We start from the raw sequence: 12,549 nt of genomic DNA, 5'->3' as shown, positions 1-12,549 counted from the left end.
GGCGGCGGCGGTCATGAACAATTGCACTGGATTATGATGTGCCCTGACGCGGCGGTCCCACCCGGATTTTCCGCGTCTGCCTTTTCTTCGATCAAGCATCCATGACCGCTGCAACTTCCACTGCCCTACCCGTTCTGATCCTGCACACCGGGGACCCGGACGACACGCTTAAAAGCCAGTTCGGCGGCTATGCCGAACAACTGTCGAAGGCGGCCGGCTTGGCCACGGACGACATCGAGATCGTGGCCGTGCATGAAGGCCAGCGCCCCCAGTTGCCCGCGCAATACCGCGCCGCGCTGATCACGGGCTCGCCCGCCATGGTGACGGATAAGGAACCCTGGAGCGAAGACACCGCCGCGTGGCTGCGCGACGCCGCCGCCGCAGGCTTGCCGATGTTCGGCGTGTGCTACGGCCACCAATTGCTGGCGCATGCCCTGGGCGGCAAGGTCGGCTACAACCCGTCTGGCCGCGAAGTGGGCACGCAAACGGTGGAACTGCTGCCGCAGGCCTCGGGCGACAAGCTGCTGGCCGGCCTGCCGCCGACCTTCCCCGCGCAGATGCTACATGCGCAAACTGTGCTGCAACCGCCGCCGGGCGCCGCGGTGCTGGCGCGCTCGGATCTGGACGAGCACCAGATGATCCGTATCGGCAGAAACGTGTTTTCGACCCAGTTCCACCCGGAATTCGGCCCCGACTTTGTCCGCGCCCACCTGGAGCGTTACGGCCGCCGTTACGCTGCCGAAAACCTGGATATGCCCGACCTGACGGCGAACGTGCGCGCAACCCCGGTGGCGAGCGAACTGCTGCGCCGCTTCCTGGACGCGTACGCGCCCGCCTGAACGCACGGCGCGCAACATCCGGAGTGCGGCGCGCGGCGGGGCTTGAGACCATGAGTCATAGCGTATTTCTCCACGCGCATGTCAGGAGTCCCTTATGAGCCCCGCCGTCGCCCCCTTGAGCAAACAGCACGCCGCCGCCGTCGAACGCGCCTGCCGTGCACTCGAGGCCGAGCAGCCGCCCGATCTGTCCACGCTGGCCGAGCAGGCCGGCATGAGCCGCTACCATTTCCACCGCATCTTCAAGGCCGTCACGGGCATCACGCCCAAGGCCTACGCCAGCGCCCTGCGCGCCGGCCGCGCGCGCCAACACCTGAAAGCCAGCGCCAGCGTCACCGACGCCATGTATGACGCCGGCTTCAATTCCAGCGGCCGCTTCTATGAAGCCGCGCCCGCCATCCTGGGCATGACGCCCACCGCCTTTCGTAAGAACGGCGAAGGCGTCGACATCCGTTTCGCCGTGGCGCAATGTGCATTGGGCGCGCTGCTGGTGGCGGCCAGCGACACCGGCATTTGCGAAATCGCCCTGGATGCCGATCCCGAAACCCTGGTTCGCAACTTGCAAGACCGCTTCAAGGCCGCCCGCCTGATTGGCGCGGATGCGGAATTTGAAACCTGGGTCGCCGCCGTGGTGGGCTTTGTGGAAGACCCATCGCGGGGCTTGGACCTGCCCCTGGATGTGCGCGGCACCGCCTTCCAGCGCCGGGTCTGGGAAGCACTGCGCGAGATTCCGGTAGGCGCTACCGCCACGTATACGCAAGTGGCCGAACGCATCGGACACCCGCGTGCCGTGCGCGCCGTGGCCCGCGCTTGCGCCACCAACAACATCGCGCTCGCCATCCCCTGCCACCGCGTGGTGCGCACCGATGGCTCCATGGCCGGCTACCGCTGGGGCATCGACCGCAAGCGCGAACTGATCGCGCGCGAGGCGCAGGCGGCCTGATCCTTGCGCCGAGCGCCGTCCGCCTCGGTCAGGCCGTGGTGATACTCCTTCCCGCCGTCCGCCTCCGCCATGCCGTGGCGATACGCCTTGCCGCCGTCCGTCTCGGTCAGGCCGTGGCGATCTCCCTTGCCACCTCCCCCAGAAACGCCTCGATCGCGGCCGCAAGCGCGAGCGGCGTTTCGTTCATGGGATAGTGGCCGGCGTTATCCAGCACCTCAACACTGGCCCGGCGATAGCGGCGCAGATAGGTTTGCGCCATCAACGCCGCATTGAAGGTCGGGTCGTGCTTGCCCACCAGGACTTTCACGGGATGGCGTCCGTCGATAGCCTCAGTGAAATCCGTATCGGCCCACGCATGCAGGTAAGCAGCGAAGGCGTCGGGGATTGAGCACGCCACTGAATACGCCGCCTTCCATTCGACCCACTGCGCGGGCAAACGGCCACCGGTGCTGCGGTCAATGATGGTCTGGCGAAGCTCGGCGCGCGTTGCGGCCGCCTCCAGCATCTGGCGCGTCGCCGGGTCGTACCGGATACCCCCGCAAGGCACGGGCGCAATCGCCACCAGTGCGCGTACCCGCTCGGGCGCAAAGGTGGCGATACGCTCGATTGCCATGCCGCCCATGGAATGCCCGATCAGGCTGAAGGTCTCGAATCCGAGTTTGTCTGCAAGCGCCAGCGCATCGGCAGCGATTTCGTCGATGGTGTACGCCCCCGATTCGTCGCGCCTGCCGCCGTAACCGCGGTAGTTCATGAACACGTAGCGATAGGCGTCGCGGGACAGCCACGGTTCGATCAGCTCGAACGCATGCGCGTCGCCAAACCAGCCATGCAAAACAAGAACAGCGTGGGGGCCATTACCCACGGAATGAAAAGTGCCGGGCATCCTGCCTCCGATGCGGATGAAACGTCGCCGGCATCCGGCGACACGTGGCAGGAATCGTATGCCGGACACTCATGGCCCGCCTTCGTTATCGGGTCATTCTCTGTAGAATTCGGGCCATGCGAAATACCCTGGTCGATCCGTTTGAAGACATTCCGCGCGCGGTGGTCGTAACCGCGAACGACTATGCGGCCGGGTCGACGTTTCCCGTACACGCGCACCGGCGGGGCCAGTTCGCGTTTGCCTCGCGCGGCACCATCAGCGTCGCCACGCCAGCGGGCCGGTGGCTCGTGCCCCCGCAGCGGGCGTGCTGGGTGCCTGCCGGCGTCACGCACGAAATGACCATGTCGGGCCAGGTCACCATGCTTAACGCCTTCGTATCGCAACGCGAAGCCAATGCCACCCGGATGCCGGACCATTGCTGCGTCTACGGCGTGTCCGCCTTGCTCAAGCAGCTATTGCAGGACGCAGTCGACCTGCCTGCGCTGTACGACACCCAAGGCCGCGCGGGCAAGCTGATGGCGATGCTGGTGGCGGAAATCGCGTTCATGCCCCGCCTGTCGCTGCATGCCCCTCTGCCGCAAGACCCGCGGCTGGTGCGCGCATGCCAGCAAGTGTTCGATACGCCCTCGATTTCGGTCGGACTCGACGTCATGGCCAGCCAGGCGGGCATGAGCCGTCGCACCTTTACCCGCTTGTTCCGCGCACAAACCGGCGCGAGTTTTGCCGATTGGCGCCAGCAAGTCTGCCTGCTTGCCGCCATCGAACGTTTAAGCCAAGGGCAGCCCGTCACACGCGTCGCACTGGATCTGGGTTACGCCAGCCCGAGTGCGTTCGCGTCTGCGTTCCGCCGGGCGCTTGGGCAAACGCCAACCCGTTACCTGGAAGCGCGCCGGGCGGAGTGACATCGCCCCTGCCGCCGCGCCCTTGCACCCTTGCACTCTTGTGCCCTTGTGCACTCATCCCCTTGCCCTCACACCCTCGCATCCGCATAGAAAAAAAGCCCCGCATCCTTTCAGATGCGGGGCTTTTTACTAGCGAGTCAGCCGCTTACTTGGCCAGACGCTGCCACGTTTCGACAACGGTATCCGGGTTGAGCGACATCGACAGGATGCCCTCATCCTTCAGCCATTGCGCGAAGTCCGGGTGATCGCTGGGGCCTTGGCCGCAGATACCCACGTACTTGTTGGCGGCCAGGCAAGCCTTGATCGCGCGGCGCAGCATGAACTTCACGGCTTCGTCGCGTTCGTCGAAGTCGGCAGCCAAGAGCTCCATACCCGAGTCGCGGTCCAGGCCCAGCGTGAGCTGGGTCATGTCGTTCGAACCGATCGAGAAGCCGTCGAAGAATTGCAGGAATTCGTCGGCCAGGATGGCGTTGGACGGCACTTCGCACATCATGATCAGCTTCAGGCCGTTTTCGCCACGCGCCAGACCGTGCTTGGCCAGCAGGTTCACAACCTTTTCGGCCTGACCCACCGTACGCACGAACGGCACCATGATTTCAACGTTGGTCAGGCCCATGTCGTCGCGGACCTTCTTCAGCGCTTCGCATTCCATGCGGAAGCACTCGGCGAAGTCTTCAGCGATGTAGCGCGACGCGCCGCGGAAGCCCAGCATGGGGTTCTCTTCCTCGGGCTCGTAGCGCGAACCGCCCACCAGCTTGCGGTACTCGTTGGACTTGAAGTCCGACATGCGCACGATGACCGGCTTCGGGTAGAACGCGGCAGCAATGGTCGCCACGCCTTCCGCCATCTTCTCGACGAAGAATGCGCGCGGGCTGGCGTGCCCGCGAGCGGCCGATTCCACGGCCTTCTTCAGCTCGCCGTCCACGTTCGGGTAGTCCAGGACTGCCTTCGGGTGGATGCCGATGTTGTTGTTGATGATGAATTCCAGACGCGCCAGGCCCACGCCGCTGTTGGGGATCTGCGCGAAGTCGAACGCCAGCTGGGGGTTGCCCACGTTCATCATGATCTTCAGATCGATGGCGGGCATTTCGCCGCGGCGCACTTCTTCCACTTCGGTTTCGATCAGGCCGTCATAGATGCGGCCTTCGTCGCCTTCCGCGCAAGACACGGTCACGGCCTGGCCTTCCTTCAGCAGGTCCGTCGCGTTACCGCAACCCACCACAGCCGGAATGCCCAGTTCGCGCGCGATGATCGCGGCGTGGCACGTACGGCCGCCACGGTTCGTCACGATGGCCGCGGCACGCTTCATCACGGGTTCCCAGTTGGGGTCCGTCATGTCGGTGACCAGCACGTCGCCCGGCTGGACCTTGTCCATGTCGGAGATGTCGCCCACGACGCGGACGGGGCCGGCGCCAATCTTCTGGCCGATTGCGCGGCCCGTGATCAGGACCTGGCCGGTGGCCTTCAGGCGGTAGCGCTGCTGCACGTCGTTCACGCCCTGCTGCGACTTCACCGTTTCCGGACGCGCTTGCAGGATGTAGATCTTGCCGTCGACGCCGTCGCGGCCCCACTCGATATCCATCGGGCGCTTGTAGTGCTTTTCGATGATGACGGCGTAGCGGGCCAGTTCATTGACCTCGTCGTCGGTCAGCGAGTAGCGGTTGCGCTCGGACACGGGCACGTCAACGGTACGCACGGCGCGGCCTTCCGGACGTTCCGGGTCGAATTCCATCTTGATCAGCTTGGAGCCAATGCGGCGGCCAACGATCGGGAACTTGCCTTGAGCCAGCGTGGGCTTGAAGACGTAGAACTCGTCGGGGTTGACGGCGCCTTGCACAACGGTTTCGCCCAGGCCGTAGGACGACGTGATGAACACGACGTCTTCAAAACCCGATTCGGTGTCGATGGTGAACATGACGCCGGCGCTGCCCTTGTCGGAACGCACCATGCGCTGAATGCCGGCCGACAGGGCGACATCGGCGTGGGCGTAGCCCTTGTGCACGCGATAGGAAATGGCGCGGTCGTTGTACAGCGACGCGAACACGTGGCGGATCTTGTCCAGCACGTCATCAATGCCAACGACGTTCAGGAAGGTTTCCTGCTGGCCGGCGAACGAGGCGTCGGGCAAGTCTTCTGCGGTGGCGGAGGAGCGCACGGCAAACGAGCCCTTGCCGTCAGCGTCGAGCTTGGCAAAGGCTTCGCGGATTTGTGCTTCGAATTCAGCCGAGAACGGCGCTTCGACGATCCATTGGCGGATCTGCGCGCCGGCGTTGGCCAGCTCGCGCACGTCTTCGGGGTTCAACGTGGTCAGGCGTTCAGCAATGCGCTGGTCCAGGCCCGAGGCTTTCAGGAAATCACGGAAAGCGTCGGCGGTCGTGGCAAAGCCGCCCGGAACGCGGACACCCGCGCCAGACAGCTGGCTGATCATTTCGCCTAGTGATGCGTTCTTGCCTCCTACCGAGTCCACGTCCGTCATGCGGAGCTGCTCGAACAAAACAACATACGACATTGAAGTCACCTTTTACAATGGAATGAAAGCGAGTTAGGTCAAAGCATGAATCAAGCACAAAACACTGCTTTTTCAGACGCTGACCAAACTGGCCTTGGACCGCCCTTGGGGTGACTTATAGGGGCCTGATTGTACTCGGTGGAGTACCCTCGGCTATCTGACTGGTTGGAATTTTTTACACATGACATCTACCCCGATCGTACGCACGGTATACATCGTTTCCGACAGTACCGGCATCACCGCTGAAACGTTCAGCCAGTCGGTGCTTTCCCAGTTCGAAGAGGTCGATTTCAAGCCGATCCGCCTGCCTTTTGTCGACACGCTCGAAAAAGCCGCTGAAGTCGCCATGCGCATTGACCGCAGCGCCCTGGAAGCCGGCGTGCCGCCCATTGTGTTCAGCACCCTGGTCAACCCCGAAATCCTGGCCCGCGTTCGCCAGGCGAACGGCATTTTCATGGACCTGTTTGGCACCTTCGTCAGCCATATCGAACAGGCGCTGGGCTTGAAGTCCAGCCACTCCATTGGCCGCTCGCACATGCAGGCCAATTCAGAAAAGTACCGCAATCGTATCGACGCCATCAACTTCAGCCTGGCGCACGATGACGGGCAGTTCGTGAACCAGCTGGACCAGGCCGACGTCATCCTGGTGGGCGTGTCCCGCTGCGGCAAGACGCCAACCAGCCTGTACCTGGCCATGCAGTACGCCATCAAGGCGGCCAACTTCCCGCTGACGCCTGACGATTTCGAGCGCGGCACCCTGCCCTCGACCATCGCCCCGCATCGGGCCAAGCTGTTTGGCCTGTCCATCCAACCCGAGCGCCTGGCTGAAGTGCGCAACGAACGCCGCCCCAACAGCCGCTACTCGCAACTGGAACAGTGCCGCTATGAAGTGGCCGAAGCCGAACGCATGATGCGCCGCGAAGGCATTTCCTGGCTGTCCAGCACCACGAAGTCCATCGAAGAAATCGCGACGACGGTGCTGCAGGAAGTGGGCCTGGATCGGGGCTAAAAAAAACCAGGGCGCATCATGGATGCGCCCTGGTTTTTTCGGGTGAAGGAAACGCGGCCGAATTACAGGCCCGGCGCGCGCTCGGGGCTTGCTGCGCCCCAATAGCGCAGCCCGCGCATTTCGTTTTCGGCCACTTCCGGCGGGTCGACCAGTTGCATCGACAATTTTCCGACTGCGCCCGTGGCGCCATACACTTCGGCCATCACCCGCACGTAACGCGTTTGGCCGGGGTCGAGCATGAAGCTCACGCCGTCGCCCGTCCAGTACAGGTTGGTGACCACGTAGCTGCCTGCAGGCCGATCCACAAAGAAAAAGCTGCCCGGCTTATTGCGGCCAACGACAACATTGTTGACGCGCAGCTTTTGCTGTGCGGCCGCCAGATTGGTCGGCTGGGGCTGATAGAAATAGATCCGGCCCTTGCCCTCGGCAATCGGGGGAAGCTGGCCATGCAGCGCGTCGTACTTCGGACCAGCGCACCCTGCCAATACCACTGCAATGGCGGCCGCTGCCACCCCTTTCAACCACGATTTCATTGACGCATCTCCACGGGCAGCGTAACGGGGCGGGAAAGCGGCATGAATGCGCTTTCGCCTGGCAGATAAAAGCCCAGCAGCTTGCCGGACGACGCGACCAGATACGCTTCGCCCTGGCGGCGGGTTTGAATGGTGAACAAGCCATTCATCGAGCGGTAGACATCGCCTTGCGGCAACGCGCCGACACGGCGCCATTGCGACCCCGACGGCAGCGTCACGCTGCTGTCATTCGGCAATGCCGCGATGACGACTCGCGACAATTGAATGCTGTAGACCGGGTCTGCGGCGGCCACGGGAACCATGCCGACTTTTTGCGTGCTGACCGACATGCATGCGCTCAACGCCAGCATGCTCGACGTCAACAGCAGCGCCCGGCCCGCACGCGTCCAACCCTGGAATTTGTGAAACGGCGATGACGCCATAGCCACCTCGGGAATTTCAAAGCGTGAAGTATATGAGTGCGACCGAATTTTACAAAACGTGCAACATCAATAGCGCAGCTTTTCCCGGTCGCGATGCCCCGCACCCCAGTACTTCAAATCCGCCAATGATTGCGTAGCCGCCTCGGCCGACGCTTCCGGGCGCAACACCTGCTTGCCGCCCTCGATGTCGACGCGCACATACCTCGTCTGGCCAGCAGGCAGATCCAATTTAATCCCGGCATCTGGGTCCTTGCGATCCGGCGCCAAGGTCAGGGTGGTCATGCCGGCTGGCCGGTCCACGAAGAAAAACCGGCCGGCCTTGGAGCGACCGACTTTGCGGCCATTGACCATAATGGCTGGCTGCGCGACATCCTTGGCGTTGGCGAGCTGATAGACATAGATGCGGCCCAACCCCGGCTCAATGTCGGGAATCTGCGATGACACGTCCGCATAACGCGGCCCCGCGCATCCGGCCAACAGCAACACCGCACCTGCCATGGCAAGCGCCAACCTGAACATTGTTTTCATTGATCTCCCCTGGGATTCGCGGCATGGGTGAACCGATGTCATGCCCGCGCAACGCGCGAGTATAAACGGGGTCAGTCACGAAAGCGGGGAATGTAAGGAAATGAACAGATCAGCGCGCCGCGCCAGACAGGGCCTGGCGGCGCTGCTCGAACAGGCAGATCGCGGCGGCCGCGCCCACGTTCAGCGATTCGACGGCAGCCATGTCGTGCGGGATGCACACCTTCAGACGCGCGGCGGCCAGCAAGGCCGGGTCCACGCCCTGACCTTCGTGCCCGAAGACCCAGGCGCAACTCGGCGGCAAGCGGCCTTGGTACAAGTCTTGCGCGCCCTCCAGCGCGGTGGCGACCAGCGGCACGCGCAGGTTCGGCAACAGCGCTTGAAGGTCGACGTGCTCGTGGATGGCCAGCGCAAAGTGCGCGCCCTGCCCGCTGCGCAACACTTTGGGAGACCAGGCGGCGGCGGTGCCGGTAGCCAGGAACACGCGTTTAACGCCAGCCGCCGCGCAGGTGCGCAGCAAGGTGCCGACGTTGCCCGGGTCTTGAATGCGGTCGAACAACACGCAATTCTCGTCGACCTCTGCGGGCAATTCCATCGCAGGAGGCGTGACCAAAAACGCCACGCCCTGCCCGCTTTCCACGCTGGCCAGTGATTGCATCAGCCGCGCGTCCAGTGCCAGGCAGCGCGCGTCCGGCACTGCGGCAGCAAGCGCTGCGATATCAGGCTGAGACAAGCGATCAATATCAAAGACGGCCTGATCCGGCGCGCCATGGTGTTGCAACCAGGCCTGGCACAGGTGCACCCCGTCCAGCAGCACGGGCGCACCGCGCTTGCCCGCCGTGCCGGCCAGCTTGGCCAGCGCCTTGACTGCGGGATTGTCGCGGGAACTGATGTGCTTCATGGGGTCAGGCCGAACGCCTTGATGGGCGCAAAACTGCGCCGATGTTCCGCGCAGGGGCCGTGTTCGCGCAGCAGTTGCAGATGCAGCGCCGTGCCGTAGCCCTTGTGCTGATCGAACGCGTACTGAGGATACAGGGCGTGCAGGCGCACCAGATCGGCGTCGCGCGCCGTCTTGGCCAGAATTGAAGCGGCGGAAATCGCCGGCACGAGCGCGTCGCCCTTGATGACCGTCTGCACGGTGCATGTGAGTTTGGGCGCCTGATTGCCGTCCACCAGCGCCAACTGCGCGGGGGTGGACAGGCCTTGCACGGCCCGCTGCATCGCCAGCATGGTGGCGCGCAGGATGTTCAGCGTGTCGATTTCATCCACGCTGGCGCTGGCAATACACCAGGCCAACGCGTGTTCCTTGATTTGTACCGCCAACGCTTCACGCGTGGCGGCCTTCAGCACTTTCGAATCGGCCAGGCCGTCGATGGGGCGATCAGGGTGCAGGATGACGGCCGCCGCATAAACCGCGCCCGCCAACGGCCCCCTGCCCGCCTCGTCGACACCCGCCGTGATCAAGGCGGGCTGAATCGGGGCCGCGAACAGATCAGGCTGCTCCACCTGCCACCTCCAGAATCGCCTGGGCAGCCAGCGCCGGCGTATCGCGCAACAGCTCCTGGTGCATGGCGGTAAAGCGCGCCTCGACGCACGCGATCAGCGCATCATCGGTCAACGACGCCCACGTGGCTTCGGCAAGCTTTTCGGGGGTGGCGTCGTCTTGCAGCAATTCAGGCACCGCGAAATCGCGCAACAGCACGTTGGGCAGACCCACCCAAGGCAGATACGGCCGCTGCTGTCCGGACTTCCAGGTCATGATGCGGCGCATCCACGGCGACAACACGTACGAGATCACCATGGGGCGCTTGTACAGCGCGGTCTCGAGCGTGGCCGTGCCGCTGGCCACCAGTACCGCGTTGGCCGCTTCCATGACGGACCAGGCGACGGGCGCCTTGCGGTCACCGCCCGCACCATGCAGATCTTCTGCGGTGATGCAGCGCAAACCCGGCACGGGATACTGCGCCAGCAGGGCCTGGAATTCCGCACGCCGCTGGTCATTGACCATCGGCACCACGCATTGCAGCGCCGGATCTTTCTTCAGCAGCAATTGCGCCGCTTGCAGGAAGCGCGGCGCCAACAGCCGGATCTCGGACGAACGGCTGCCCGGCAGAATCGCCAGCACGCGCGCATTCTGGTCGATGCCCAGCCGCTCGCGCGCCGCCGCGCGATCGGGCTCCATGGGAATGGCGCCCGCCAGCGGATGACCCACATACGTGACCGGGATGCCTTCCTTGCGGTAGATCTCTTCCTCGAACGGAAACAGCACAAGCATGTGCGACACCGATTCGCGGATCTTATGAATGCGTTCGTAACGCCAGGCCCAGATGGAGGGGCCGACGAAATGCACCGTCGGCGTACCCGCCAAGCGCAGTTGATGTTCCAAGCGCAGATTGAAGTCGGGCGCGTCGATGCCAACGAAGACCGCTGGCGGCTCGGCCAGCCAGCGGCGCTTGACGTCGCGATATGTGCTCAGCAGGCTGGGCAGGCGCTTCAAGGCATCGACATAGCCGAACACCGTCAGCGCATGCATGGGATGCCAGGTGTCGAACTCGCGTGCCTGCATCTGGGGGCCGCCGATACCTTCACAGCGCACACCGGCGTCGCGCGCTTGCAAACCGGCAATGATGCGACCGGCCAGCAAGTCGCCCGAAGGCTCGCCGGCCACCATGCCGATCCGCGTGTTCATGGACGAATGATGCCGCGCGACGCGACGTCGAGGAAATCGAGCAGCGTTTGCAGATGCTCGGCGGCCTCGGGGATTTCTTGCTGGCGCTTGCGCAATTCAGCGCGCGCCGCATCCAGCGGCAAGCCACGACGGAAGATGATCTTGTAGGCTTCACGCAGCGCCGAGATCATCACCGGGGTAAAGCCACGGCGCTTCAGGCCTTCGACGTTGACGCCTACCGGGCGGCACGGGTTGCCGGCCGCCAGCACGAACGGCGGCGAATCTTGCATGAGCGAGCTGTTGCCGCCCGTCATGGAGTGCGCGCCCACGCGCGAAAACTGATGCACGCCGGTCAGGCCACCGATGATGGCCCAGTCGCCCACGTGAACGTGGCCGCCCAGTTGCACCGAATTGGCCAGGATCGTGTGGCTGCCGATGTGGCAGTCATGCGCGACGTGTACATAGGCCATGATCCAGTTGTCATTGCCTATCGTCGTCTCGCCACCATCCTGCACCGTGCCGGTATTCAGCGTGACAAACTCACGCACCGTGTTGCCGTCGCCGATCGTCAGACGCGTCTTCTCGCCCGCGTACTTCTTGTCTTGCGGCATGCCGCCGATCGAGCAATAGCGGTAGAAGCGGTTATTGCGACCGATGGTCGTGACGCCGTCCACCATGCAGTACGGGCCGATTTCGGTGCCCGCGCCGATGGTCACGTCCGGCCCAACCACCGCGAAGGGTCCGATCACGGCACTCGGGTCAATATTTGCCGCCGGATCAACGACAGCGGTGGGATGGATGTTTCCTGCCATTTACTCTTCCAGGCTGCGAATCGCGCACATCAGTTTGGCGGACGCCACTTCTTGTCCGTCGACGGTTGCGCGCGCGGCGTATTTACAGATGCTGCGGCTCAAGCGTTCGGCTTCAACTTCAATGCGCAACTGGTCACCCGGCACGACGGGGCGGCGGAAACGCGCGCCATCGACACCGACCAGGTAGTACGCGGTCTTGGAGCTATCGCACTTCAGGCCGCCGTTTTCGTCCGTGAACGAGAACAGCGCCGAGGCCTGGGCCATGGCTTCCACGATGAGCACGCCCGGCATCACCGGATGGTGAGGAAAGTGACCGTTGAAAAACGGTTCGTTGATCGAGACGTTCTTGATGGCCACGATGGATTTACCGGGCACCATTTCAACGACGCGATCAATCAGCAGCATCGGGTAACGATGCGGCAGCCTCTCCATGATCCCCTTGATGTCGAGTTCCATTTTTCTATGCTTTCCTGCGAAATGAAATAATTTTGGCGCGTGCACGCCACG

General features: G+C 63.6%; 14 protein-coding genes. 4 read left to right on the top strand and 10 right to left on the bottom strand.

Annotation, left to right across the window (positions count from 1 at the left end):
* Positions 1 to 101 precede the first annotated feature (101 nt).
* Complete coding sequence (locus AC1DSJ_RS08455) at positions 102 to 839, top strand: glutamine amidotransferase (protein WP_441371272.1); 738 nt, start codon at positions 102 to 104, stop codon at positions 837 to 839.
* 94 nt (positions 840 to 933) lie between these two features.
* Positions 934 to 1,779: a bifunctional transcriptional activator/DNA repair enzyme AdaA gene (locus AC1DSJ_RS08450; RefSeq protein ID WP_441371271.1), complete on the top strand. Its 846-nt coding sequence runs from the start codon at positions 934 to 936 to the stop codon at positions 1,777 to 1,779.
* 106 nt (positions 1,780 to 1,885) lie between these two features.
* On the opposite strand, the gene AC1DSJ_RS08445 is transcribed toward AC1DSJ_RS08450, so the two are convergent.
* The gene (locus AC1DSJ_RS08445) at positions 1,886 to 2,662 is read right to left on the bottom strand and encodes an alpha/beta fold hydrolase (protein WP_441371270.1); all 777 of its coding nucleotides are present in this window, start codon (positions 2,660 to 2,662) and stop codon (positions 1,886 to 1,888) included.
* 116 nt (positions 2,663 to 2,778) lie between these two features.
* Between AC1DSJ_RS08445 and AC1DSJ_RS08440 the strand changes: the two genes are divergently transcribed.
* Positions 2,779 to 3,564 carry an AraC family transcriptional regulator gene (locus tag AC1DSJ_RS08440; protein ID WP_441371269.1) on the top strand — a complete coding sequence of 262 codons (786 nt, stop codon included), beginning with the start codon at positions 2,779 to 2,781 and terminating at the stop codon, positions 3,562 to 3,564.
* A gap of 145 nt (positions 3,565 to 3,709) precedes the next feature.
* Here the strand turns inward: AC1DSJ_RS08440 and ppsA are convergent, their stop codons facing one another.
* A complete protein-coding gene (gene ppsA, locus AC1DSJ_RS08435) occupies positions 3,710 to 6,073 on the bottom strand; it encodes a phosphoenolpyruvate synthase (RefSeq protein WP_342066558.1) in 2,364 nt (787 codons plus the stop codon).
* A gap of 181 nt (positions 6,074 to 6,254) precedes the next feature.
* Between ppsA and ppsR the strand changes: the two genes are divergently transcribed.
* Positions 6,255 to 7,082, top strand: a complete 828-nt coding sequence (gene ppsR / locus AC1DSJ_RS08430; protein ID WP_054425834.1) for a posphoenolpyruvate synthetase regulatory kinase/phosphorylase PpsR — start codon at positions 6,255 to 6,257, stop codon at positions 7,080 to 7,082.
* Between the two features lie 62 nt (positions 7,083 to 7,144).
* Here ppsR and AC1DSJ_RS08425 read toward each other — a convergent pair whose 3' ends face one another.
* The 8 genes from AC1DSJ_RS08425 to fabZ form a co-directional block, all read right to left on the bottom strand.
* Complete coding sequence (locus AC1DSJ_RS08425) at positions 7,145 to 7,615, bottom strand: DUF2846 domain-containing protein (RefSeq protein WP_441371268.1); 471 nt, start codon at positions 7,613 to 7,615, stop codon at positions 7,145 to 7,147.
* Positions 7,612 to 8,037 carry a hypothetical protein gene (locus AC1DSJ_RS08420; RefSeq protein ID WP_054425837.1) on the bottom strand — a complete coding sequence of 142 codons (426 nt, stop codon included), beginning with the start codon at positions 8,035 to 8,037 and terminating at the stop codon, positions 7,612 to 7,614. The genes AC1DSJ_RS08425 and AC1DSJ_RS08420 overlap by 4 nt, the downstream gene beginning before the upstream one ends.
* A 66-nt stretch (positions 8,038 to 8,103) precedes the next feature.
* Positions 8,104 to 8,565: a DUF2846 domain-containing protein gene (locus AC1DSJ_RS08415; RefSeq protein WP_175168444.1), complete on the bottom strand. Its 462-nt coding sequence runs from the start codon at positions 8,563 to 8,565 to the stop codon at positions 8,104 to 8,106.
* A 109-nt stretch (positions 8,566 to 8,674) separates the two neighbouring features.
* On the bottom strand, positions 8,675 to 9,463 hold the full coding sequence (locus tag AC1DSJ_RS08410) for a TrmH family RNA methyltransferase (RefSeq protein ID WP_175168443.1): 789 nt from the start codon (positions 9,461 to 9,463) through the stop codon (positions 8,675 to 8,677).
* Positions 9,460 to 10,068 carry a ribonuclease HII gene (gene rnhB, locus AC1DSJ_RS08405; RefSeq protein WP_054425844.1) on the bottom strand — a complete coding sequence of 203 codons (609 nt, stop codon included), beginning with the start codon at positions 10,066 to 10,068 and terminating at the stop codon, positions 9,460 to 9,462. Before rnhB ends, AC1DSJ_RS08410 begins: the two co-directional genes overlap by 4 nt.
* Positions 10,055 to 11,251 (bottom strand): lipid-A-disaccharide synthase, encoded by a 1,197-nt coding sequence (lpxB, locus tag AC1DSJ_RS08400; protein WP_441371267.1) that lies wholly within the window; start codon positions 11,249 to 11,251, stop codon positions 10,055 to 10,057. The genes rnhB and lpxB overlap by 14 nt, the downstream gene beginning before the upstream one ends.
* Positions 11,248 to 12,042 carry an acyl-ACP--UDP-N-acetylglucosamine O-acyltransferase gene (gene lpxA / locus AC1DSJ_RS08395; RefSeq protein ID WP_175168441.1) on the bottom strand — a complete coding sequence of 265 codons (795 nt, stop codon included), beginning with the start codon at positions 12,040 to 12,042 and terminating at the stop codon, positions 11,248 to 11,250. The genes lpxB and lpxA overlap by 4 nt, the downstream gene beginning before the upstream one ends.
* A complete protein-coding gene (fabZ, locus tag AC1DSJ_RS08390) occupies positions 12,043 to 12,498 on the bottom strand; it encodes a 3-hydroxyacyl-ACP dehydratase FabZ (protein ID WP_006219108.1) in 456 nt (151 codons plus the stop codon).
* Positions 12,499 to 12,549 lie beyond the last annotated feature (51 nt).

It is taken from the genome of Achromobacter sp. 01N37, assembly GCF_056399725.1.
The sequence above is the reverse complement of the archived record's forward strand: the minus strand, read 5'-3'. Positions and strand labels throughout refer to the sequence as shown.